At 66.3% G+C, this 23,374-nt stretch carries 16 protein-coding genes; 5 read left to right on the top strand and 11 right to left on the bottom strand.

Features of this window, described 5'->3' with window-relative positions:
* Positions 1-53 precede the first annotated feature (53 nt).
* Positions 54-1,565: a UxaA family hydrolase gene (locus AC2YHA_RS13060; protein WP_487401926.1), complete on the top strand. Its 1,512-nt coding sequence runs from the start codon at positions 54-56 to the stop codon at positions 1,563-1,565.
* On the opposite strand, the gene AC2YHA_RS13055 is transcribed toward AC2YHA_RS13060, so the two are convergent.
* The 10 genes from AC2YHA_RS13055 to AC2YHA_RS13010 all read right to left on the bottom strand — a co-directional run bounded on the left by AC2YHA_RS13055 (position 1,562) and on the right by AC2YHA_RS13010 (position 18,115).
* A complete protein-coding gene (locus AC2YHA_RS13055) occupies positions 1,562-2,359 on the bottom strand; it encodes an IclR family transcriptional regulator (RefSeq protein WP_487401925.1) in 798 nt (265 codons plus the stop codon). The genes AC2YHA_RS13060 and AC2YHA_RS13055 overlap by 4 nt on opposite strands.
* Positions 2,359-3,651, bottom strand: a complete 1,293-nt coding sequence (fucP, locus tag AC2YHA_RS13050; protein ID WP_487401924.1) for an L-fucose:H+ symporter permease — start codon at positions 3,649-3,651, stop codon at positions 2,359-2,361. Before fucP ends, AC2YHA_RS13055 begins: the two co-directional genes overlap by 1 nt.
* A gap of 10 nt (positions 3,652-3,661) precedes the next feature.
* Positions 3,662-4,672 carry a zinc-binding alcohol dehydrogenase family protein gene (locus AC2YHA_RS13045; RefSeq protein WP_487401923.1) on the bottom strand — a complete coding sequence of 337 codons (1,011 nt, stop codon included), beginning with the start codon at positions 4,670-4,672 and terminating at the stop codon, positions 3,662-3,664.
* 122 nt (positions 4,673-4,794) lie between these two features.
* Positions 4,795-5,325: an OmpH family outer membrane protein gene (locus AC2YHA_RS13040; RefSeq protein ID WP_487401922.1), complete on the bottom strand. Its 531-nt coding sequence runs from the start codon at positions 5,323-5,325 to the stop codon at positions 4,795-4,797.
* 19 nt (positions 5,326-5,344) lie between these two features.
* On the bottom strand, positions 5,345-5,770 hold the full coding sequence (gene bamE / locus AC2YHA_RS13035) for an outer membrane protein assembly factor BamE domain-containing protein (RefSeq protein WP_487401921.1): 426 nt from the start codon (positions 5,768-5,770) through the stop codon (positions 5,345-5,347).
* 34 nt (positions 5,771-5,804) lie between these two features.
* Positions 5,805-11,858: a hypothetical protein gene (locus AC2YHA_RS13030; RefSeq protein WP_487401920.1), complete on the bottom strand. Its 6,054-nt coding sequence runs from the start codon at positions 11,856-11,858 to the stop codon at positions 5,805-5,807.
* 239 nt (positions 11,859-12,097) lie between these two features.
* Positions 12,098-12,868 (bottom strand): hypothetical protein, encoded by a 771-nt coding sequence (locus AC2YHA_RS13025; protein ID WP_487401919.1) that lies wholly within the window; start codon positions 12,866-12,868, stop codon positions 12,098-12,100.
* An 845-nt stretch (positions 12,869-13,713) separates the two neighbouring features.
* A complete protein-coding gene (locus tag AC2YHA_RS13020) occupies positions 13,714-14,433 on the bottom strand; it encodes a response regulator transcription factor (protein WP_487401918.1) in 720 nt (239 codons plus the stop codon).
* Between the two features lie 1,547 nt (positions 14,434-15,980).
* Positions 15,981-17,222, bottom strand: a complete 1,242-nt coding sequence (locus AC2YHA_RS13015; protein ID WP_233784488.1) for a ferritin-like domain-containing protein — start codon at positions 17,220-17,222, stop codon at positions 15,981-15,983.
* A gap of 41 nt (positions 17,223-17,263) precedes the next feature.
* The gene (locus AC2YHA_RS13010) at positions 17,264-18,115 is read right to left on the bottom strand and encodes an SDR family oxidoreductase (protein ID WP_487401917.1); all 852 of its coding nucleotides are present in this window, start codon (positions 18,113-18,115) and stop codon (positions 17,264-17,266) included.
* A gap of 292 nt (positions 18,116-18,407) precedes the next feature.
* Here AC2YHA_RS13010 and AC2YHA_RS13005 point away from each other — a divergent pair, with 292 nt between their 5' ends.
* From AC2YHA_RS13005 to AC2YHA_RS12995, 3 genes are all read left to right on the top strand, one after another.
* On the top strand, positions 18,408-18,791 hold the full coding sequence (locus AC2YHA_RS13005) for a VOC family protein (RefSeq protein ID WP_487401916.1): 384 nt from the start codon (positions 18,408-18,410) through the stop codon (positions 18,789-18,791).
* 197 nt (positions 18,792-18,988) lie between these two features.
* On the top strand, positions 18,989-19,927 hold the full coding sequence (locus tag AC2YHA_RS13000) for an alpha/beta fold hydrolase (protein WP_487401915.1): 939 nt from the start codon (positions 18,989-18,991) through the stop codon (positions 19,925-19,927).
* A gap of 365 nt (positions 19,928-20,292) precedes the next feature.
* Positions 20,293-21,120, top strand: coding sequence for an MBL fold metallo-hydrolase (locus tag AC2YHA_RS12995; protein WP_487401914.1), 828 nt, complete (start codon positions 20,293-20,295; stop codon positions 21,118-21,120).
* Positions 21,121-21,184: 64 nt separating this feature from the next.
* Here AC2YHA_RS12995 and AC2YHA_RS12990 read toward each other — a convergent pair whose 3' ends face one another.
* Positions 21,185-22,156: a hypothetical protein gene (locus AC2YHA_RS12990; protein WP_487401913.1), complete on the bottom strand. Its 972-nt coding sequence runs from the start codon at positions 22,154-22,156 to the stop codon at positions 21,185-21,187.
* 473 nt (positions 22,157-22,629) lie between these two features.
* On the opposite strand from AC2YHA_RS12990, the gene AC2YHA_RS12985 reads away from it, so the two are divergent.
* A complete protein-coding gene (locus AC2YHA_RS12985; RefSeq protein WP_487401912.1) occupies positions 22,630-23,373 on the top strand; it encodes an SDR family NAD(P)-dependent oxidoreductase in 744 nt (247 codons plus the stop codon).
* The last annotated feature ends 1 nt before the right edge of the window (position 23,374 follow it).

Raw genomic sequence — 23,374 nt, 5'->3', positions numbered from 1 at the left:
ATTGCCCAACGGGCATTTGACATTTCCCCAGCCGTTCCCATTCCAGGACCACGATGACTCTCACGCTCGAAGCCGCACCGCACGCCATCCATCGTGTCGACGCGCGCGATCATGTCGCCACCGCGCTCCGCGACCTCCTTCCGGGCGAGCGGGTCGCCGCGCCCGACGGGCCGATCGAGGTGCGGGACGAGATTCCGACCGGCCATAAGATCGCTATCCGTCCGATCGGCGAAGGCGAGGAGGTGCTGAAGTTCGGCTGGCCGATCGGCCGCGCCACCCGCGCCATCGCCGCGGGCGAGCATGTCCACGTCCAGAACGTCGCGACGCTGCTCGACGGGGTCGAGACCTATGAGTTCCGCCCTGCCGCCGGTGAGGAGGAGGCGACCGCCGCGCCGCCGCGCACCTTCCTCGGCTATCGCCGCGAGAGCGGCCGCGTCGGCACGCGCAACGAGATCTGGATTCTCTGCACCGTCGGCTGCGTCGGCGCGACCGCGCGGCGGCTCGCCGAGCTCGCCAACGCGCGCTTCGCCGGGCGCGTCGACGGCATCCACGCCTTTCCGCATCCCTATGGCTGTTCGCAGCTCGGCGACGATCTCGCGCACACGCGGCAGATGCTCGCCGCGCTGGCGCAGCATCCCAATGCCGGCGGCGTGCTGATCGTCGGGCTCGGCTGCGAGAACAATCAGCTCGGCGCGCTGCTCGCCGAAGCGACCGATCTCGCTCCCGATCGCGTCCGTTCCTTCACTACGCAGATGGTGGCGGACGAATATGAGACCGGCCTGGCGATGATCGAAGAGCTGGTCGCCCGCGCCGAGCAGGACCGGCGCGAGCCGGTGCCGCTGTCGGAGCTGGTGATCGGCCTCAAGTGCGGCGGCTCGGACGGCTTCTCCGGCGTCACCGCCAACCCATTGGTCGGCCGCGTCGCCGATGCGGTCGCCGCAGCGGGCGGCACGCCAGTGCTGACCGAAATCCCCGAGATCTTCGGTGCCGAACGCATCCTGATGGCCCGAGCGCGCGACGAGGATGTGTTCGAGAAGATCCGGAGCGTGGTCGACGATTTCAAGGGCTATTTCATCGCCCACGGCCAGCCGATCTACGAGAACCCCTCGCCCGGCAACAAGGCAGGCGGGATCACCACGCTCGACGAGAAATCGCTCGGCGCCGTGCAGAAGGCCGGCCGCTCGACGGTGGTCGAGGTGCTGCGCTACGGCCAGCGGGTCGGCGCGCACGGGCTGACACTGCTCGAGGCGCCGGGCAACGACGCGGTGTCCTCGACCGCGTTGACCGCTGCGGGGGCGACGGTGATCCTGTTCACCACCGGCCGCGGCACGCCGATGGGCTTTCCGGCACCGACGCTCAAGATCGCGTCGAACAGCGCGCTGGCGGAGCGCAAGCCCAACTGGATCGATTTCGACGCCGGCACATTGCTCGCAGGCGAGAGCGCCGAGGACGCGACCGGGCGGCTGCTCGATCTGGTCGTCGCCACGGCATCCGGCGCTCCGACCCGCTCGGAACGCAACGGCGAGCGCGAGATCGCGCTGTGGAAGCAGGGCGTGACGGTCTAGCCGTCGCTGCGCCCGAACCAGCCCAGGCCCGCTGAAATCGTACGGGCGGCGGCGGCGAGGTGCTCCTGGCTCGCGTCGATCGCGACCGGCTGCGATCCGTCGATACGCTCGAGGAACGGGATGGTGAGCGCCGCCGCCAGCCGGCCGTCGAAGCCGAACACCGGATAGCTGATGTCGACAACGCCATAGGTCATTGCGCTCGGCCGCCGCTCGAAGCCGCGCGCACGGATCGCCGCCAGCGTCGGTTCCAGCTTCGGCAGCACGGTCTCCGCCTCCTCGGCGCGCGGGCCAAGCAGCGCGAAGCGCCGATCCGGATCGGTCAGCGCCAGCAGCAGGTTCCCCGAGCAGCTGCTGAACAGATCGATTGCAGCGCCGCGCCGGACGCTGAAACCGGTTGGCCCGGGGTTCTCCTGCCGCAACACCACCAGCCCCTGCCCCTCCGCCGGGACGACGAGGTGGCAGGACTGACCGACGGCGTGTGCGAGGTCATACATGACCGGCGCCGCGACATGGGTCAGGTCCTGCACCGGCGTCGCGCGATGCGCGAGGTCGAGCACGCGATAGGTGACCCGGTAACGGTCCGACTCCGGCTCCTTGCGGAGATAGCCGCGGCGCTCCATCACCACGATCAGCCGGAACAGCTCGCTGATCGAGCGGCCAAGCCCGGAGGCGATCTCCGACAGCGTCAGCCCGTCGGGATGGTCCGCGAGCAGCTCGAACACGTCGAAACCCTTTTCGAGCGCAGGCGCCGAATAGGTGTTCTTGAGCGCCCTGGGCTGCCGGTCGCCGCTCATCACACCGTCCGGGCCCGCGCATAGACCGCGACCGCGACGAAGCAGGCCAGCGGCAGCGCGACCGCAGCCTGGATCGTCCCCGCCCAGTGCGAGACCAACCCCATCAGCGGCGGGAACACCGCGCCGCCGATGATCGCCATGATGATCAGCGAGGATCCCAGCATCGCCTTGTCGCCGAGGTCCTTGACGCCGAGCGAGAAGATCGTCGGGAACATGATCGACATGAAGAAGCTGGTGAGCCCCAGCGCTGCCACCGCCACCCATCCGGACGCGACGATGGCGACGGCGGTGAGCGCGATGTTGGCCAGCGCGAACACCAGGAGCAGCCGCCTGGCCGCGATCCGCTGCATCAGCAGCGTGCCGATGAAGCGGCCCGACATGAACAGGATCAGGCTGACCGACAGCAGATAGGCGGCGGTGCGCTCCGGCGTCGCCGGCACCAGCTCCTTCACGAAATCGACGAAGAAGCTCCAGATGCCGACCTGTGCGCCGACGTAGAAGAATTGCGCCGCCACCGCGCCCGCCAGACTGGGGACCTTCAGGACCTGCCACAGCGAGGTGCGTTCGGTCTGCCGTGCCGGGCCCGCGCCGATCTCCGGCAGGCGGACGAGAGCCACGGCAATCGCGAGGAGGACGACGACGCATGCCAGCGTGAGGTAAGGCCCCTGCACCATCCGCGCCTCGGCGAGGCGATAGGCCTCGAGCTGGGCGGGGGCCATCGCCGCGAGCTGACCCCGGCTGTGCTCGACTCCGGAGAAGATGAACCGGCCGCCGATGATCGGCGCGATGAACCCGCCGAAGCCGTTGAACGCCTGCGCGAAGTTGAGCCGCTGCGAGGCGCGGCTCGGGTCGCCGAACGCGACGATATAGGGGTTGGCCGCGGTCTCCAGGAACGCCGCGCCCGATGCGATCACGAACAGCGCAGTCAGGAACACGGCGTATTGGCGCACCTCGGCCGCGGGATAGAAGAGCAGCGCACCTGAGGCATAGAGGCCGAGCCCGGCGAGGATGCCGGCGCGATAGCCGAACCGCCGCATCAGCAGGCCGGCCGGCAGCGCCATGGTGAAATAGCCGAGGTAGAAGACGAACTGGATGAACCCCGCCTCGGCACGGTTGAGGTCGAGCGCCTTCTGGAACTGGCGGATCAGGATGTCGTTGAAATTGTTGGCGATCGCCCACAGGCAGAACAGGCTCGTCACAAGCGCGAAGCCGGCGAGATAGCCGGGCGTGATGAAGGCGCCGCGCGGCGCTGGCGACTTATCCGTGCCGATGGGAATGCTGGTGCCTGCCATTCTCTCTTCCCTATACCGTCACGATCGCCTTCATGACCGATCCCTGTTCATCGATCAGCGCCGGAATCCGCTCGGGAACCTCCGCGAGCGGGAAGGCGTGGGTCATGATCGCCTCCGTCGGGATCGCTCCGCTCTCGATCGCGGCGATGACCACGCGGAAATCCTCCGCCGTCGCATTGCGGCTGCCGATCAGGCGCATCTCGCGCTTGTGGAACTCGGGATGGGCGAAGGCGACGGCCTGCTTGGTGAGGCCGACCAGCACATAGCTGCCGCCATGGGCGACGAAGCCGAACCCGCGCTCCATCGCCGCGCGGTTGCCGGTGGCGTCGAACACGACGTCGAAGAAATCGCCGTCGGTCCGAGAAGCGAGCATCGCGTCGAGATCGTCGTCGACCGCGACGACATCGGCGATGCCGACCGTGTCGCGCGCATAAGTCAGTCGCTGACGGCTCGTGTCGGCGAGCGTCACCGCCGCTCCCGTCTGCGCGGCGAACAGCGCAACCGCAACGCCGATCGGCCCGGCGCCGACCACCAGCACCCGGTCGCCCGACTGCACCTCGCCGCGACGGACCGCATGGGCGCCGACCGACAGGAACTCGACCATCGCCGCCTGATCGAGCGTCAGCGAGCCCACCGGGATCACCGCTCGTTCGGGAACGACGAGATAATCGCACAGGCCGCCGTCGGCATGCACGCCGAGCACCTGGATCGCCACGCAGCAATTCGGCTTGTCCTTGCGGCAGGCGACGCAGTCGCCGCAGGCGAGATAGGGATTGATCGTGACGAGTTCGCCCTGCCGGAGCCCGCTGTCCTCGTCCGCCTCGGCGACCTCGCCGGCGAGCTCGTGCCCGATCACGCGCGGATAGCTGAGGAAGGGCTGGTCGCCGGCGAAGATGTGATAATCGGTGCCGCACAGGCCGACCCGGCGGATGCGGATCAGTACCTCGCCCGGCCCGCGAGCGGGAATCGGGCGCTCCGTGATGTCGAGCCGACGCGGCTGCTCGCACACGATTGCCCTCATCGCCTCTCCGTCTCCGCAATTTCACATATGAAAGCGTCTTTAGCCTATAGCAGCCGTGCCGCCGCGCAAGAGAAATCGCGACGCGCGGGATTTGACGTGAGGCGCGGGCGTGGCCGCACGACCTATTGCAGCGCGATTGCGGGAAGGATCGCGTCCATTTCCTTGGTCACCGCCCCGGTTACGTCCATCGCGTTGTTCCAGCCATAGGCGTGGTCGCGCTCCATGACGACGCTGCAGGCGGTGCGGGTGACGACGCGGCTGAGCGCCTGGCCGAGCGCGCCGTCGATCTGCTGCTGGCCGCGCTGCTGGGCGGCGATGAAACGCGCGTTCTGCTGCTGCTCGAGCGTCTGCGCCTGCTGATTGAGGGCGGTGAGCTGACGCTGATACTCGATCGGCGCAATTGCGCTCTGCCGCGCCTCGAGCTGCCGGCGCTGCTGATCGAGTGCCGCGCGGCGCTGCGCGAGGTCGCCGTTCAGCGAGCCCTGCATCTGCTTGAGCTGCGCCTGCATCGACTGGCCGGCGCGGGAGGCCGCAATCGCGCCGGCGCGCGACAGCAGGCACAGGCCCTGGATCGGCGGGCCGAAGGTCTGGGCCTGCGCCGGCATCGCGGCGCAGGCAAACAGGGAGGCGGCGATGAGGCTGATCGAGCGCATGCCGCCGCCTCTCGCCCAATCAGTCGGCGGCCGCAACCCGGTCCGCGCAGGCCTGGTCCTGCCAGATCACCTCGGACACGGAGACGTTGTAGAGGCCGCGCTGGCGCGTGAGGCGGATCTCCATCCGGCAACGCACCCGCTCCGTGCTCCCCGGCGCGGTGGGGAAGAACAGCACATAGTTCCATCGCCGGGTGATGCCCTCGTCGAAGTGGGGCGTGCCGATCAGCCGGTAGACGGTGAACTTGTCGACGCCCGGCGTGATCATCCGGACCGCGGCGGGATCGACGACCACGCCCAGCTTCTTGTGCTCGAGCGGCGTCGGGTGGAACGCGCTGGGATCGACCCTGCCGACATAAGCCGAGGTGGTGCCGGCCTTCTCCCCGGCGATGGCCGGCGAGAGACCGAGGGTGGCCAGAAGCGGAAGGGCGAGGAGCCTGAGTGTCATTGTGTCCTCCTTGAGATGATGGGGTTCACGAGGATCAGAACTGGAAGCCGACGCCGACGTTGGCACCGACATGCTGCTGGGTGTCGTAGGTGGCGCCTGCCTTCACCACGGTCACGCCGTCGTCCATCACCCGCGACAGGCCGAGCGCGAATGCCGACTGGCCGCGATAGGTGCCGCCGCCGAACGCCAGCATCCCGCGGCCCGGTTCGAACGCCTGCGGCATGCCTGCCGCGGCGAGCGCGCCCGCGGTTCCGGCATTGGCCTCGCGCCGGACCTGCGAGAGGTCGTACTGGATCCCGGCGACCTTCTGGTCGGTGTAGGCATTGGCCGACTGCAGCGTCTTCGAGAGTCCGTCGTTGAGCTGCTGGACGTTGACCGCGTCGGTCGGCGCGACGCCGGCCGCGACATTGTGGATGGTCGCCGCCGACCCGCCCGGATTGAGCGTCACCGAATTATGGTCGGCGTCATATTGCACCGAATTGTTGGCGACCTGCTGCACCTGATGGAGCTGCGCGCCGTTGACCGCATCGGTGGAGGTGGCGTTGACCGCGCCCGCGCCGACGTTCTGGACGACGTTGCCGCCCATGTTGACGCTGGTGTTGGCCCCGACGGTGAGTCCGCCGTTCGCCGTCACCATGCCGGCGAAGGTCGGATTGTCGACCACCCCGACCTGGAGCTGGTTGCCGTTCAAGGTCACGACGGTGTTAGAGCCGGCGGTGACGTTGAGCGTGCCGTTCGACCCGATGTTGGTCGACGGACCGCCGTTGGCCTGGATGTTCCAGCCCGCGCTCGCCGTCTGATTCAGCGACTGCAGCGCGTCGTTGACGTTGTTGTAGGTGTTGCCGCCGACGTTGAGTTGGGTGGTCACCGTGCCCGTGGTCGGATCATAGGTCGAGCCGCCGCCCAAGCTGTTCGCGACGCTGTCGCCGAGGTTGGTGACATTGTTGGCGACCTCGGTCACCCGGTTGTCGACGTTGGTGACGCGGTTGTCGAGGTTGGTCACCTTGCTGTCGACCGCCTGAAGCTGGCTGACGTTGACCGCATCGGTCGCCGCCGAGCCGGCGGCGACGTTGGTGACCTTCCGCTCGGCGCCCGCGCTGCCCACCGAAACTTCGCCAGCCGAGTTCTGCGGCGCGGTGAGGCCATAGGCGGCATAGCCACTCTCCGAGCCGACGCTGGTCTGCGACCCAGCCCCGAGGGCGACGCTGCCCGAGTGGGTGGCGTTGGCGCCAGCGCCGATCGCGACCGACTGGATGCCGTTGCCCTGGGCATTGGTACCGAGGGCGATGGCGTCGGCCTGGGCGACCTGCGCGTTCTGACCGATCGCCGTGCCGCCCGGCGCGGTCGCCTGGACGATCGCGCCATTGCCCATGCCGATGCCGTTGTTGCCGTTGACCACGGTCTGCGGCCCGATCGCGACCGATTCCTGGCCAATCGCCAGCGAATCCGCCGCCGTCGAGTTGGCATGGAAATACATGATCGGCGTCACCGCGAAGGACGACAGCGCCCCCGCCAGCTGACGGATCGTCACCGCATCCTGCGCCTGGGTGCCGTCGGCGACGTTGGTGATCTGGCGATAGGCACCGGCACTTCCGACCGAGATGGCGCCGAGCAGCGTCTGATCACTGGTATTGTAGGGAATGTAGCCGGTGGTCGCCGGGATCTGACCGACGGTCGGCGCCAGGGCGCGATCCGCGACCGAGCCGGCGCCGAGCGCCAGCGATCCGTCGACGGTGGCCTGGGCGCCGCGGCCCAGCGCCACTGCATTGCCGGCGCTCGCCTGCGCCTGATAGCCGAGCGCCGTCGATCCTACCCCCTGGGCGAAGGCGTCGGTCGGCGCGAGGCCCGTCTCGTTGGTGCGGGCGTAGCGGATGCCGTCACCGTTCGCGTCGGTGAAGATGGAGGTGGTATCCCCGGCGATGTTGGTGATCGTGTTGCCGAGATTGGTGAGGCTACCCTCGACGGTCGTCACCCGGCCGTCGAGATTGGTGACGGTGCTGCCCAGGTTGGTGACGGTATTGCCGAGATTGGTCACCTGCGTGCCGAGGCCGTCGACCGCCTGGTTGGTGGCGAACAGCTGCGAGCCGTTGATCGCGTCGGTCGAACCGCCGTCGACCCGTCCGGCGGCGACGTTGGTGATGGTCCGCTCGGCTCCGGCCGCGCCGACGCTCACCGTCGAGGTGGGCGTCGTCCCCGCGAAGGTATAGGCGGTGCCGTTGATGGTCGTGCCGCCCGTGGCCACCGCAACGTCCGTGGTCGAGCCGCTGCCGAGGGCAATGTCGCCGGCGTTGTTGGCCACCGCATTGGGGCCGATCGCCACCGAGTTCGTCCCAAGCGCCTGCGAGTCCGGATCGCTCGAGTTGGCGTGGAAATATTTGATCCCGCCGCCGTTGTTGATGTTGGTGAGATCGCCCTCGATCGTCGTCACGCGACCGTCGAGATTGGTCACGTCGCCCTCGACCGTGGTCACGCGGCCGTCGAGGTTGGCGATGTCGGTGGTGTTCTGGTCCACCTTCTGGTTGGTCGCGAACAGCTGGGAGCCGTTGACCGCGTCGGTCGAGCCTCCGTTCAACTGTCCGGCCGCGACATTCTGGATCTGCCGCTCGGCCCCGGCCGCGCCGATCGAGAAGGCCCCGCTCGGCGTCGCCCCGGCGAAGGTGTAGGCGGTGCCGCCGATCGTCGCCCCGCCGACCGCGGTGGTGGCGCCCGACACGGCATTCAGGCCGATCGCGACATCGCCGGCGTTATTGGCCACTGCATTGGGACCGATCGCGACCGAGTCCGTCCCCAGTGCCTGGCTGTCCGGCAGCGCCGAGTTGGCGTGGAAATACTTGATCCCGCCGCCGGTCGTGATGTTGGTAAGATCGCCCTCGATTGTCGTCACGCGGCCGTCGAGGTTGGTCACCTGCGTGCCGAGATTGTCGACCGCCTGGTTGGTGGCATAGAGCTGCGACCCGTTGATCGCGTCGGTCGAACCGCCGCTGATCCGGCCCGCCGCGACGTTCTGGATCTGCCGCTCCGCCCCGACCGCGCCGACGCTCACCACCGCACCCGCCGCCGGGCTGCCGCCGGCGAAGGTATAGGCCGTGCCGTTGATCGTCGCGTTCGGCGTCGGGCTCGACGCCGTCACCGTGCTGCCCGCGCCCAGCGCCACTGCGCCGTCGAGGCCGGCGGCGACGTTCACGTTGCTGCCGACGACGAAGCTGTTGTTGGAGTTGATCGTGTTGTTGTTGCCGAGCGCATAGGAACCGTTGCCGTTGACCGTGTTGGGGTCGCCGATCGCGGCCGACCCGACGCCGTTCACGACGTTGCCCTTGCCGATGCTGATCGAATTCTGGGCGTTCGCCTGCGCGCCGTTGCCGATGGCGACGGCGCTGTCACCGGCAGCCACCGCGCTGCTGCCCTGCGCGATGCTGTCGCCGCCGGTGGCCTTCGCGCTGAAGCCGAGCGCCACGTCACGCGAGGTGGAGCCGTCGGTCGCGCCTGCCTGCGCGCTCGTGCCGAGCGCCGTCGCGAGCGTGCCATATGCGACCGACTGATCGCCCACCGCCACGCTCGAGGGTCCGAGCGCCCGGGCACGGCTGCCCAGCGCCGCGCTGAAGTCCGCCGCATTGGCCAGGTTGCCCACCGCGACGCTGCCGCCGCCGGTCGTGCTCGAGGCGCGGCCGATCGCGACGTTGCTCGATCCATTGGCTGCTGCGTCCGAGCCCAGCGCGATCGAGTCGGAGAGCGCCGCCCTGGCATTGGTGCCCTGCGCGATCGTATTGAGCGCCTGCGCCTGCGCACCCGTGCCGAGCGCGAGGGCGTTGGCGCCTCCGGCGCTCGCCGTGTCGCCGAGGGCGACGCCGGACGGCGCATTGGCGACCTTCGATCCCCAGCCGATCGCGACACCGTTGGTCGAGGCCGCATCGACGGCCAGCCCGGTGTTCGACCCGATCGCGACGCTGCCTTCGCCCGCGGCGACGATCTGGTTGCCGAGGGCGGTCGCGTTCGTGGCGGTCGCCTGGGTCAGATTGCCGATCGCGACGCCTTCCAGCCCGCTCGCGTTGGCACCGGTGCCAAGCGCGACGCTGCTGCCGCCGCTGGCCTGGGCGAGCGTGCCGATCGCCGTGGCCCCGTCCTCCGACGCCTGGGCCTGCGTGCCGACCGCAATGCTATTGAGATGGTTCGCGACAGTGCTGGTGCCCAGCGCGAGCGAATTGACGCCTGAGGCGGTCGAGTTGTTGCCGAAGACGAAGGCGCCGTTGGCCGAGGCGGTTGAGGTTACGCCGACCGCTGCCGAATTGGCGCCGCTGGCCACGGTCTGCACGCCCGCCGCCAAGGCATTGATGCCGCTCGCGCCGTCGTTGTTGTAGTTGCCGTTGGGGCTGCCACCATCGTTGACGCTGTAATAGTGGCTGGCCGCGCCCGCGATCGCTGCCGAAAGCGCTTGGTTGGTGGCATAGAGCTGCGAACCGTTGATCGCGTCGGTCGAGGTGTCGCTGATGCGGCCGGCGGCGACGTTGGTGATGGTCCGCTTGTTGGTGGCGGTGCCGACGCTGACGGTGCTCGTCGGCGTGGCGCCGGCGAAATTATAGACCGTGCCGCCGAGCGTGACGCTGGCCGTGCCGACCGCGACGTCGGTGGTCGAACCGCCGCCCAGCGCCACGTCGCCGAAGTTGTTGGCGACGGCCGAGTTTCCGAGCGCCAGCGCGGTGTTGGCAAGCGCGTTGGCGCCGGCACCGAATGCCATCGCGTTCGTCCCGTTCGCGACGCTGATCCGTCCGATGGCGATGGCGCTTCCGCCCGTCGCGGTCGAATTAGAGCCGATCGCGACGCTCTGGTCGGTGTTGGCGACCGCCGTATCGCCGAACGCAAGGGCGCCGGCCGCCAACGCCTTGCTGGTGCTGCCCAGCGCCACGGCGCCCTGGCCGACCACCTGGTTCTGATAGCCGATGCCGACCGCGCCCTGCGCCGCCGTGCCGGGCGTGCTCACCGCCTGCCCGCCGCCGCCGACCATGTTGGTGTTGCCCATCGCAACCGAACCGTTGCCGGTCGCGGTATTGTCCAGACCGCTCGCGATCGCGCCGTTGCCGCTAGCGGTATTGGGATCGCCGATCGCCACCGCGCCGTTGCCGTTGGCGGTGTTGCCGGCACCAACGGCCACGGCGCGGCCGCCCGTCGCGGTCGAGTTGGTGCCGATGGCGACCGCACTCGCGGAATTGGCGACCGCATTCGTTCCGGCCGCGATCGCATTCTGGGCGCTTGCGTTCGCGGTGTCGCCCACGGCCAGCGCGCTGGTTCCACTCGCTGATGCGCTAATGCCCAGCGCGGTTGCGCGCGCGACGGTTGCGTTCGTGGTGTCACCCACGGCCAGCGCGCCTCCTCCGCCCGCTGATGCGTTAATGCCCAGCGCTGTTGCGCGCGCGGCGTTCGCGTTCGCGGTGTCGCCTACGGCCAGCGCGCTCGTTCCGCTCGCCAGTGAGCTAACCCCCAGCGCGGTCGAGCGCGCGACGGTCGCTCGGGTACCGTTGCCGAGCGCTACGGCGGCATTGGCCGTACCTTGGGCGCCCGACCCAATTGCGACCGAGCCAATTGCACTCGACACAGCAGCATTGCCCAGTGCCAGTGCGAAGTTGCCCGAAGCGTCTGCGTTGGGACCGAGCGTTGCCGAGCTTATGCCCGACGCCCGAGAATTTACCCCGATCGCGGTTGCGAACTGAGCCGATGCCACGCTTTCACGTCCTATCGCGGTGGCGTCGGACACGTTTGCCGTCACGTCCGTGCCGATGGCGATGGCGCTCTCAGCGAGGGCGCCCGTCGCGGCTCCGGTGCGCGCGCCCAGATAGACGGCGTTTATGCCGCTGGCAGTGGCTCCACTGCCAACGGCGGTGCCGTTGGTCTGGCTGGCCAGGGCATTGATGCCGATCGATGTCGTCGAGTTGGCAGCCACGCCGATGCCGGCATTGGTTCCGATCGCGACGTTGTCGCTGCCCGTGACCAGATTGCCTGCCGAGGCGGAAAGCGTACCGTCGTAGGTGACGGCGCCATTGCCGCTTCCGAGGGCGACGTTGCGCGTCCCCGTGACGCCGGAACCAGCGCCTCTCAAGACGCTTGGGACACCTCCGCCAACCGCGGTATTCTGTCCACCACTGACGAGCGTGCCGGCCGCAATGCCCACCGCAATGGAACTGGCATTACCGGTAGTCGATCCGGCGCCGGCGCCCTGACCGACAGCAACCGTACTGCCACCAATGGCCAGCGCTTGCGCTCCGAGTGCGAGCGAGCTGTTCCCCGTCGCCCGAGCGCCATTGCCGACGGCGGTGGCGGCGTTGTCCGTAGCTTGGCTCACGCTGCCGATAGCGACAGAATGGCGCTGGTTGCCTGACTTGCCACGCCTACCGCCGTAGCGACGCCGGTGGCATTGGCCCCGTTGCCGATGGCAGTCGCCCCCGCGCCGTTTGCAAAGGAGTTGACGCCAAAGGCGCTTGATCCCTCCGCGCTGGCGCGCGCGGCTCCGCCTACGGCGAGGGCGTTGATGCCGGTCGCGTTCGTATTAAAACCAATAGCTATCGCATTGAGGCCATTGGAGGTGAGGCTATAGCCCAGCCCGATCCCACCGGCGGTGGTCACGGTGACGCTGGTTCCGAGACCAATGGTATTATTGCCGCTGACCGCCACGCCCGTTCCCACGGCGGTTGAGCCACTGCCAGTGGCGCTGCTGCCACAACCGATAGCAACACTAGCCGGTACAGTTGCAGAGGGGTTGGAGCAGGTGGCGGCATTGGTGTTGACCCCATTGCCAATGGCGACCTGCGCGAAAGCCGTTTGAGGGGTGGCGACAACGCTCAGCGCGGCCAACGCTACGCCGGAGAAAAGGCCCGTCTTGCCTGTCAGCGCAAGCGGAAGGCCCGATGCCGCCGCTGCGGCGCTAGACGGATTCGTCGTGCCGAGCCCGCCAAGCCCGAGCTTGTCGCGGTTCACCCCAAGCACCCGATGCGCGCGGCGCAGCACCGCCATCAGCCGGCGGCGTTGCGACCAGCTCGCGCCCTCGGCGCCGACGACCCAGTTCGCGGCAAAGCGGGCGCGACGAACATTCTGCGACTCAAATCCGGACATGCCACTTCCCCTTGTTGAACTGGCCACGGCACCTCGACCGATGGCACGGAGCGAACAGACACAGTTTCCCCGCCGCCCCGAGGTGCGAGGACGCTTCCACGAAATTCAGAAATTCAGTTCAGTCCGATCGGGAGTGGCGCGACGAGCCTCAGCTCGTCCCGCCCCTCCCCAATTCATCCGAAGTCTGCCTCTGGCCCATTGCGGCGAAGAGATTGGCGCACTTGCGCACGCCCAGCCCGCCCCGCCTGCTCCTGAAAGACGTTGACGTTGCCTGCGGGAGCCTTGGCCGCGGAGGGCGGCCGGGTCTCGGCCGATGCGCCGGCGGCGAGGGAGATGGCGAGCACGGCGGCAACCAGGCGCCGGGCCCGCGGACGAGAGACGTCCGCGCGTTCTTCTTGATGCGACGAAGTGCAGACCTTGGAAGATCGTTCGGTCATGCAGACAAACCCCCTTGTTGCCAGACTGACGTCTATGATCGACCCGTCAAAGAGGATGGATTCGTGCGAAACCCTGCTTTCGCAATGATTCGCCCCTTTATCCAGATCGGACGCATTCAGACTAGGTCCATCTTCGGGAGAAGTTCAATATGGTGTTACAAAATTTTTCAATCGGCGTTAGTAAATCTGTAATAAACCAAGTAGGAATTAGCTAGCGGCCGTCAGCCGTATACGATTGGATACTATTTCCTACTAAATTCTACTGTTCTTTGACAGACATTTTGTTGCGAATAAGCGCATGCGAGCCGACGACTCGGGTGATCGATGGCGTGCGCGAATGCCAAGAAGGGCCGGATCGGAGATCGACTCCGATATGGCGGAGAACGGTAACGCGGCTTCTGCGGAACGCTAGCGGGCGGGCGTCCTGCGCCGTTCCAGCCGGATCGGAGCGGAGAAGAGGTAGCCGCGGCCATGCACGGTCTGGATCGGGGCGGGATCGCCGGTCGCCTTTTCGATCTTGCGCCTGAGCCGGCGGATCACGGCGTCCAGATTCTTGTCGCCGGCCTGGTCGGTGCCGTAACCGAGCTCCGCGCGAAGCTCCGCACGCGCGATCACCGCACCGGATTGGATCAGCAGCCGCTGGACGAACCGCGTTTCCACAGCGGTCAGCTTCACCAGTCTTCGGTTCGGAGCCTGCAGCGTCCAATGGACCGGATCGAAGAACCAGCGCGGCTCCGCTGTCACGGGTGCCGGAACACGCATTTCGCCGCGGACGATCCGCCGGGCGAGGCTGTGCACCCCGTGAACCAGCTCATCGCCGGCGACTGGTTTCGCCAGGTGGAGATCGACGCCGCTCTCGAACGCTCCGATCCGATCCTGCGGCCGGTTGCCGACGGTAAGCAGAATGATGCCGACACCGCCCTTTCGGCGCAGCCAGGACGCGATCTCCAGCCCGACCTGATCGGACGGGCCGGCATCGATCACGACGATGTCATAGCTGTCCATCGCTATGCTTCGATAGAACTCCAGCGCCGACCCGGCGCCTTCGGCCTCGAAGCCCTCACGCCGCAGGCGTTTGTGCAACGGCTCATCGGAACCCGCCCCCTCTTCAAGAACGATGATACGCATTCAAGCCACCATGTTCATGGGTAGGGACCGGCGCGGCGAGCAAACTGGAATTCGCTGCATGATCAGATGCTTATGATGATTTGGCTGTTGGGGCGGTAGAGGCGCTCGCCGCGTCCAGCAACCTTGATACGCACATCACGGGCCTGCACATCGCCGATCCTTTGCTTGGCAGCGATATTGAAGGAAATTTGAGCTAAGGAACAGTTAGCGCTCTCATATTTTTTAACTTATTTTACAATTGAGTAGACAAGGATACTATCCTATCTATCTTGATTTGGCTCGCCAAGGCCAAGCATTCGCGATCTCCACGCTGTTACGCGGCCGCCTGAGAGTTCGCGAGTGGAATTGGCTTTCCTCAGCAGCCTTGAGGCGGCGGCTGTCCTCGACCTTTTCGATTTCGCTGGCGGCGTCAGTCCTTTCTGGGTGAGCTGGAGAGACGCCCGTCCTCCTACCTTCGTCCATTCGGCGAGGCGCTCGCCGACCACGAAGTCGATCGCGCGTGCAAATGCCTGCCTCCCCCGGCCGCGAAGTTGCGATGGCGGTTACTCCTACGCTCGCGACCGCTGCCTGACGGCGATGCTGCCTTGCGCGCGGAAACCTCGTTGAAGGAGCAATTTGATCGCTCTTACCGAAGCCTCGGTGGGGAGGTTCTTCTTGTGTAATGAGAAAAACCTGGCCGTAGAGTTTGCCAAGGTCTCGACCTGCTAGACGGTCTCGAAATTCAAAGAGCTTCTGCTTGTTGCGGTCTATGCCGACGCTCACTGGCAGCTCGGTTGCAACGCGATTTGGGTCGTTACGATTACATAACTGCCACAGGGCCGAACGGGCAATCTTCAAAAACCGCAGAAAACTGGCGCGCCCGGCGTGAATTTGGTGGGCACTCAAATCATTGGGGAATCTCTGTACCGGTGAACCGCTGACGACCGCTTTGCGCCCTCATTTCGGTCATTCCGCCGGGTCGCCCGCGATCCCGAAACCTGCCGTTCGTTCAGGTGACGATCGACCGTCCGTTATTGGGTGGATTGCCGACGTGCGGCATTTGCGTCTTAGCGAAGTAAGCGGACGCTGCTCCGACTAACCGCTACGCACGATCCTGAAAGCTAAATAGCCCGCCACTGCTAGAACCGCACAGATCAGAGCGATGGCGCCGGGGGTCAAATACATATTCGAAACAGCGGACGATAAGGTCCACCGCGTCGGTGGTGGCGGGTTGGCCGGATCGAACAAAACGGCGTGGGTGCGGATTGGGATGATGAAAAAGATCAGTCCGGCCGTCACGATTACGAGAATCCCGAGCTTCCACCACATACGATCAACCAACTCCGTCCGCTTTCGGGAAGGCTGCACGAAGACGAAAGCGTCCGCAACTGGGGCGTGAGCGAACGCTCGACCGTGGACACCCGGATCTGACGGCCACGCGCCTCATAGCGGTCATTCCGCATCCTCGTGGCTCTGCCCGAAAGCTGACGCTGTTCGCCAGTTGGTCTGTGATCGAGATTGGCCGAAAGCTTGGGTCGCGACACACGCCGTTATCGCTGCTCGATCCTTCATAAGGCACGAAGGCGATCGGCTTGGCTCTGCAGGATCTGCGCAACCCGAACACAATTTGGATCGGCCGGGTCCATCGCCTCGACAGCAGTCAGCAATTGATCGAGGCGCTCGGTATATATCTCGTGCGCGCTAGTCCCTTGGGGAAGCGAGGCAGCCTCGCGCGGTGCCGTGAACGAGATCCCCGCCTTGCATTCGGGATGCGAGGAACCGGCAGGCAAGCGAGCAGCACGCTCGCCCATTGCGCCGATGGCGTGCATCAGCCCGACCGCGCAGGCGACGTAGGTCGCTTTACGGGGATCCGGTCGAGGAACGGCATAAGCTCCGGCAAGAAGGCGGAGTGCCAACGCATAAATAGCGTTCGCTGCGTCGACGGTGGCGACGGCTTCGGCATTCTCCAGCCAGACTTTTCCATCGGGATGGGGAGGCTTGCGCAGAACAGGATTGACCGCGGCAGGATGTGCCGGCGCGAAATCGGGGTTCGCAGCCCTGAGCTGCCGCAGCTCCGATCGTACCGCCAGGAAGCGCGCGAAGTGCGAATTCTCCCGGTGGTCCGGAGCGCCTTCGCCTTCCACCACGATCTCGGTGAGCGCCGCCAGCGCGCTGTCGAGATCGGTGACCGCCCTGGCGCCCTTGAGACGGTTCTCCGCTTCGGTGAGTTGGAGCGCAGGATCCCCGCAGAAGACGGTCTTCTCTCCCAATGCGGCGACAAGCGCCCGCAAGTCCGATTCCACGCGTTGGTAGAAGTCGCCGATCGTGGCGTAGTCGAAACCAGTGGGCGTCAGGCGCAGCGCGGCCGGCGTGCGGGGGCCGGTCACCGGTGCCGCAAATCCTTCACCGTCCGGCTCATCGGACGTGTCGGGCCGCTCAAGATAGATGAAGTGCTGGATTACGTCTTCGCTGAAGGGAGCGAGCTTTACGACGATGTTCGCCGGCAGATAGCCGGCCTCGAGCGGGAAGTTGGTGCGGCCGAACCGCGGCGCTCCGCCCAGTGCCGAGGTGAGATTCCAGACCGCCGCCAAATGGCTCATCTCGTCGACCGCGACACCGAGAATCGTATGACGCCAGCGCGCCACGGCTTCCGCCTCGGACGCGCTCAATCCTTCCGCCTCGCCGGCCTTCAGGCTGAAGGCGGCGTAGAGATAGGTGCACATCAGGTTCTGCTCGAGCTCCGCCGCTTCGTACAGCGCGTGCAGCAATGCCTCCCGTGTGACCGGGAAACTGTCTTTCGGGATCACCATGATTACGCTCTCCGGGGTTTCAGTATGTCCGTCAGGCTTGGCTACTCGCCTGCCGCCGCCTCGATCGGCGCAGCGACCTCATCAGGACGCGAGACCATCAGCGCGTGCGAGGCGCGGCCCACCTCGACGGGGGCACGCCCGTCCCGAGAGGGTAGGTTGGCGATCCACCGGTCGAAATCTATGGCGCCAAGGCGCGCGCCCGCCCCGGGGAGGAGCGTGTCATCGGCAAGCCTGACGCCGAAATAGGGCGCTTCGGGATCGGCAACCACGCGCCGCGGATCGCCATCATGCCTGAGTAAGCGCGCGACCAGCTCGTTGATGCGGAAAACCTCGGGTCCGGCCACTTCGACTATGTCGTCGATCGGTCTTGCGAGCGCCGTCTCGACTACCGTAGCCGCGACCTCTTGTGCCGCGATCGGCTGGAAGTGCGCCAGAGGGAGACGGACCAAATCCCCTTCGGTGGCGGACTGCGCGATACTGCGGAGGAATTCGAAGGACTGCGTAGCGTACAGGAGCGTCCAGGGGATGCCCGAATCCTTGATCAGCCATTCCTGGACCTGCTTCGCGCGGAAATAGCCGCTGTCCTGCAGGCGATCGGTCCCCACCACCGACAGCGCGACATGGTGGCGGACGCCGGCGGTCTTCTCCGCCGCGGCGATGTTCCGCCCTGCGGTCAGGAAGAAGTCCATTGCCGGCTTGTCGTCGAACGAGGGCGAGTTCGAGACGTCGACGACCACGTCCGATCCGTCCAGCGCGCGGTCGAGACCTTCGCCGGTCAGCGTGTTCACACCGGTGTTCGGCGCCGCGGCAAGCGCGTCGTGACCTTGCCCGACGAGCGAGGCGACGATCTTCGATCCGATCAGGCCGGTTCCACCAATGACGACGATCTTCATGCGGGCTGCCCCTTCCTGTCGGCGACAACGAGAAAAATGGCGCGGTTGGGTGGATCGCGGCCATCATCCCGAGGATTGCATGGCGCTCGCCAATCGGCAGGCGGACCACACCCTTGGGCGAGGTCGGGTGCTGCCATTTGGCAGATGCGATCGGAGCATTCGCGCCGCAAAGACGCCACGGCTCGGCGCGAGCGCCGGATCAGCTTGAGGAGCCGGTGTCGAACGGCCGAGTTTAATTTGAAGTGCGCGAGCGATCGTCGCTGGAACTGCCCATCACCTGAAGGATACGGACATGCTCAAGGATCATGCATCGTCGGCGATCGTGCCGTGCGCCGATCTCGCTCGGGCCAAGGACTTCTATGGCAGGATACTTGGCTTGCCGCTGGTCGCCGACCACGGCAACGGCTTCGTCTTCGGAACCGGTGCGACAAAGCTCAACGTCTATTTCAGCGACTATGCAGGCACCAATCAGGCAAATGCCGTCGTCTGGGCGGTCGGCGACGAACTTGAGACAATCGCCGCGGACCTGCGTGCTAAAGGGGTGACGCTGGACGAATATCCCGACGGCTTCGACAGGGTCGTTGACGGAGTTCATGTCAGCGGCGCGTTCAGCGTGATCTGGTTCAAGGATCCCGACGGCAACATCCTGCACCTTACCAGCGGTAACGCCAATTGACGCCGATCGTGTTTTTCTCGTGCAGCCGTTCCGGCAAAGGGACGTGATCCGCACCTCCTTGGCCAGGCGCTGCATCGGGTCCCCAGCGCGTTCCGCCAGGTGGCGACATGCCATTGTGGGGGGCGAGGCACTGCCTTGGAATAGATGCCTTGAGGGCGTCGGCACCGTACGAAACCGGCCTGCCGGAGGAGACGAGCTTGCCCGACCGCCTTTTGATCAAGTTCCCATTCGCTTGCATGGCGGCTGCTTTGCTGGCGGTATCCGCACCCGCTCAGGCACAGGAGCTGCCCTATCCGGCCGAATTCCGCACGGAGGAGATCGACGCGAATGGCGTGACGATCCACGTGCGCGTTGGCGGCAGCGGGCCGGCGATTGTCCTGCTCCACGGCTTTGGCGAAAGTGGCGATATGTGGGCTCCGCTGGCTGCAGGCCTGGCCCGGAATCACACCGTCATCGTGCCTGATCTTCGCGGCATGGGTCGGTCGTCGAAGCCGGCGGGCGGCTTCTCGAAGATGAACCAGGCTACCGACATCGCGGAGGTAATGGACGCGCTGAAAGTCGTGCAATCCGACATCGTTGCACATGATGTTGGCAACATGGTCGCCTTTGCCTTTGCGGAAAAATACCCGGACCGTGTTACCAAGCTCGTAGTGATCGATGCGCCGATCCCCGGGATCGGCTCGTGGGAAGAGATCGTAAAGAGCCCGGCGACCTGGCATTTCCGTTTTGGCGGCCCCGACATGGAGCGGCTCGTGAAGGGGCGCGAGCGCATCTATCTCGATCGCTTCTGGAACGAATTTTCGGCGAACCCAGAGCGTTTTACGGAACGGTCGCGACGCCATTATGCCGCGCTTTATGCGCTCCCCGGTGCGATGCATTCCGTGTTCGAGCAATATCGTGCCTTCGATCAGGATGCGGGCGACAACCGGGCATGGGTGGCCGCTCACGGAAAGCTGGCGATGCCCGTGCTGGCGTTGGGCGCGGAAAAGGGTCTCGGCATGCAAATGGCGGACATCATGCGTGCCGCTGCTTCCGATGTGACCGCCGGACTGATCCCGAACTCCGGTCACTGGGTCATGCAGGAGAACCCTGCCGCAACGGTTCGACTCGTCCAGGCCTTCATCGAGAAGCGCTGAGAAGTTCAAGAACGAGAGCTTCCCCAATAGGCAGCGCCGACATGCCCTGGTTCATGGATTGTCTCCACGATGGAGGTCATGTCCACGATGGCAAACTCGCGCTCAAGCATAGCTTCGATGCGATCTCTTCGTCCGGCTAGTCGACACCCGGCAACGGCGACAGAACCTATACCGGGGCGTGGCCGGCCCTCTCCCTTGGCCCGATCGACCGCATGCGTGCCCAAATATTATCGCCGCGGATGCCGTGTGTAGACGGCAATCAGCAGGAGACGAACATGAGCCTAGACATCGCCTCACGCCCCATGAGGCCCGGCCCCGAAGAACTGGTTCCGTCACGCTACGCGGTGCGGATCGGGGAGATCGACGTGCTGGTGGTCAGCGATGGAGTGCTGCCGCTCCCGACCGAGATGTTGGGATACAATGCCGATCCGGGCGACCGGGCGGCCTGGCTGAACGGCATGTTCCTGCCGCCGGACGCTTTCGACTGGTCGCTGAACGCGGTCGTGGTCCGCAGCGGCGACCAGATCATCCTCGTCGATGCCGGGCTGGGCCTGGATCCGGACCTGAACCTGCCGCGGGCGGGGCAGCTGATCAAGCGACTGGAGGCTGCAGGCATCGATCTCGCGTCCGTGACGGATGTGGTGCTCACCCACATGCATATGGATCATGTTGGCGGACTCCTCGTCGACGGGGTGAAGGATCGGCTGCGTCCGGACCTGCGGATCCATGTGGCGGCCGCCGAGGTCAAGTTCTGGGAGGCGCCCGACTTCACCCATGTCAACATGCCGGCGGGGTTTCCGGATGCGCTGCGGGCGACCGCCAAGCGGTTCGCGCAGGAGTACCGCAGCCAGCTGCGGCTGTTCGATGACGAGCATGAGGTGGCGCCGGGCGTGGTCGTCCATCGCACCGGCGGCCACACGCCCGGACACAGCGTGGTCCGCGTGACGTCCGGCGGCGATCGGTTGACCTTCGCCGGTGACGCCGTGTTCGCGGTCGGGTTCGAGCATCCCGACTGGTACAACGGCTTCGAACACGATCCGGCGGAGGCAGCTCGCGTCCGGATCGATCTTTTGAAGGAGCTGGCAGCGACCGGCGAACAACTGGTGGCCACCCACCTGCCGTTCCCGTCCGTCGGCCGGGTGGCGGTCGACGGCGACGCCTTCCGCTGGGTGCCGGCCTTCTGGGATTATTGATCGCTCGTCTGATCAGGGTCGAACCGGAGGGTGTAGCCCTCCGGTTCGGCCGACAACGCCCGCGTCAAAGGATCGCCGGCGGATCGCTGGCCGGAAAGCTCTCTTCGAGCGCTTCGTCCAGCTCACCGTCGCGATCAGCTTCCAAGTCGCCGTCGATCGTGGATCGGCCGGCGAGCCACAAGGTGAGATTCCTGACATAGCGGCGGATCGAGCGCTGCGCCTCGGGCGATCGCGCCAGGCCGTCGCCCGGCGCCTCGCTGACGAAGCTGGGACAGCCCATCGCCGGGTCCCAGTTGTAGTCGGCAAAGTGGTGGAAGGTCGATTCCGCCACGGCCGGCCCTGCTCCGGCATCAGGCTCGAATGCGACGGCGATGTTGAAGCGCCTGCCGGTCACCTTGCTGACGCCGGTCGCGATCACGCGCGCGGAAGGATCGTCGGACGGGGCTCCGACCGCTCCCTCATGGGGATGGGCGGGAAGATATCGGATCGACCCGCCGGGCGCGGCGGGATCGAGCAGCACCGGGTGCAGCGGGCCGACGGGCGTGATCTCCTGAAAGTCGCCATTCGCGCCGGAATGATAGTTGGGCCAGAGGATGTAGCTGGTCTCGCTGTCGTCGATGACGTGGCGCGCCTCGTCCGGCTCGATGTTCTTGCTGTGGAAGAAATGCGCGTTGCCGACGCCGCCGAGCGTGCAGACCGAGCTTCCCAGGTCCATGTGGTCGCGCGTCACCAGCAGACCGCCGCCGTTCCGGCGGAACCGGCTGATCGCCGCACAATCCTCCGCGTCCAGACCGTCGCCGGTGTCGACCGCGAACAGCCAGAGCTGGTCGAAGTCCGACCGGTCGATCGTCGACAGGACCGGATCGGGGCCGCCCGGAGCCGTGCGATCGCGCGCCGTCACCTCGCACAACGGCGCACCGGATTCATCCGTAAGCCCCGCGAGATAGTCGCGGAGCATCGAGAAGCGGCCGATGTGCCAATCGTCCGCGATCGGCGGAATGGTCGTCTGCAGCAGGATGCGGATCGGGGAAGCCATCGTCTGTTCCTTCTGATCGTGGGCGGCCGTCATCTCTCGAGGAGCCGGACAGGTTGGATGCTCGACTGCCGCTTCGTCGGCCGCAGGGTGAAATCGGAAAAACTCCTGCGTTCATCATCCCTGTCGCGTCCGATTAACACGGCTCCCCAAGCTCCTCCATGACCGAGCCGGAGGTCGGGACACGGAGCAAGCACGCGTCGTCGCGGTTCTTTTGCCCACCGAAGGTCGGCGGCGACCACCTGCGCCCTGGAAGGGCGGAGCCGCTACGAAAGGGACGGAGGGTATCACCGGATCGGCAAGACGGCACTGTGCGATCGATGTGCCTGTCCTGCTCGGCGAGCATAGCGGCCTGAGGCTTCGGTCGCCCGTACCCTGGACCTTCGGTGATGGCGGCCTCGACCGAGGCCCAGGTTATCGAAGCGGTCGGCGACCATAGCTTCCGGGCGGACAGACCTGAAAGGACGACAATGGGAATGCTGGCCGGCAAGACCGCGATGATCACCGGGGGAACGAGCGGGATCGGCCTCGCCATCGCCAAGGCCTTTGCCGTCGAAGGCGCTCAGGTCGTCATCTCGAGCCGCCGCCGCCAGGCGGTGGATGATGCGGTGCAGCTGATCGGGGCCGGCTCGATCGGCTTCGATGGCGACGTCGCGGATCCGAGACATCATGACCGGCTCGCCGATGAGATTGTGCGACGGTTCGGCGGGCTGGACATCTATGTCGCCAATGCCGGGATCAACACGATCCGCCACTCCGCCGAGGTGCCCGAAGCCGAATATGACGCGCAGTTCGCGGTCAACACGCGCGGCGTCTTCGTCGGTGTGCAGAAGATGGTGCCGATCATGCGCGACGGCGGTGCGATCGTGCTGACCGGATCGCTGGCGAGCGAGAAGGTGCTCGACGGTCATGCCGTCTATGCCGGCTCAAAGGCGGCGATCGGCGCCTTTGCCCGCAGCTGGGCACTCGAGCTCAAGGATCGCGGCATCCGGGTCAACGTGCTGAGTCCGGGACCCACCGACACCGAAATCCTCGCCAAGCTCGGGGTCGCTCCCGAACAGCGCGCCGACTTCGAGGCGGGAATGGCCGCCGCGATCCCGCTCGGTCGTCTCGGCCGACCCGAGGAGCTGGCGCAGGCGGCGCTCTTTCTCGCTTCCGATGCCAGCAGCTTCATCACCGGGATCAATCTCCGCGTGGACGGCGGCATGGCCCTGCTGTGAT

The organism is Sphingomonas sp. SRI_018, from assembly GCF_057586275.1.
This window is presented reverse-complemented; position numbering and strand designations above follow the sequence as displayed.

Coding starts and splice junctions, on each gene's coding strand:
- AC2YHA_RS13060 (WP_487401926.1), top strand. CDS start 54: ATGACTCTCACGCTCGAAGCCGCACCGCACGCCATCCATCGTGTCGAC.
- AC2YHA_RS13055 (WP_487401925.1), bottom strand. CDS start 2,359: ATGAGCGGCGACCGGCAGCCCAGGGCGCTCAAGAACACCTATTCGGCG.
- fucP (WP_487401924.1), bottom strand. CDS start 3,651: ATGGCAGGCACCAGCATTCCCATCGGCACGGATAAGTCGCCAGCGCCG.
- AC2YHA_RS13045 (WP_487401923.1), bottom strand. CDS start 4,672: ATGAGGGCAATCGTGTGCGAGCAGCCGCGTCGGCTCGACATCACGGAG.
- AC2YHA_RS13040 (WP_487401922.1), bottom strand. CDS start 5,325: ATGCGCTCGATCAGCCTCATCGCCGCCTCCCTGTTTGCCTGCGCCGCG.
- bamE (WP_487401921.1), bottom strand. CDS start 5,770: ATGACACTCAGGCTCCTCGCCCTTCCGCTTCTGGCCACCCTCGGTCTC.
- AC2YHA_RS13025 (WP_487401919.1), bottom strand. CDS start 12,868: ATGTCCGGATTTGAGTCGCAGAATGTTCGTCGCGCCCGCTTTGCCGCG.
- AC2YHA_RS13020 (WP_487401918.1), bottom strand. CDS start 14,433: ATGCGTATCATCGTTCTTGAAGAGGGGGCGGGTTCCGATGAGCCGTTG.
- AC2YHA_RS13015 (WP_233784488.1), bottom strand. CDS start 17,222: ATGGTGATCCCGAAAGACAGTTTCCCGGTCACACGGGAGGCATTGCTG.
- AC2YHA_RS13010 (WP_487401917.1), bottom strand. CDS start 18,115: ATGAAGATCGTCGTCATTGGTGGAACCGGCCTGATCGGATCGAAGATC.
- AC2YHA_RS13005 (WP_487401916.1), top strand. CDS start 18,408: ATGCTCAAGGATCATGCATCGTCGGCGATCGTGCCGTGCGCCGATCTC.
- AC2YHA_RS12990 (WP_487401913.1), bottom strand. CDS start 22,156: ATGGCTTCCCCGATCCGCATCCTGCTGCAGACGACCATTCCGCCGATC.
- AC2YHA_RS12985 (WP_487401912.1), top strand. CDS start 22,630: ATGCTGGCCGGCAAGACCGCGATGATCACCGGGGGAACGAGCGGGATC.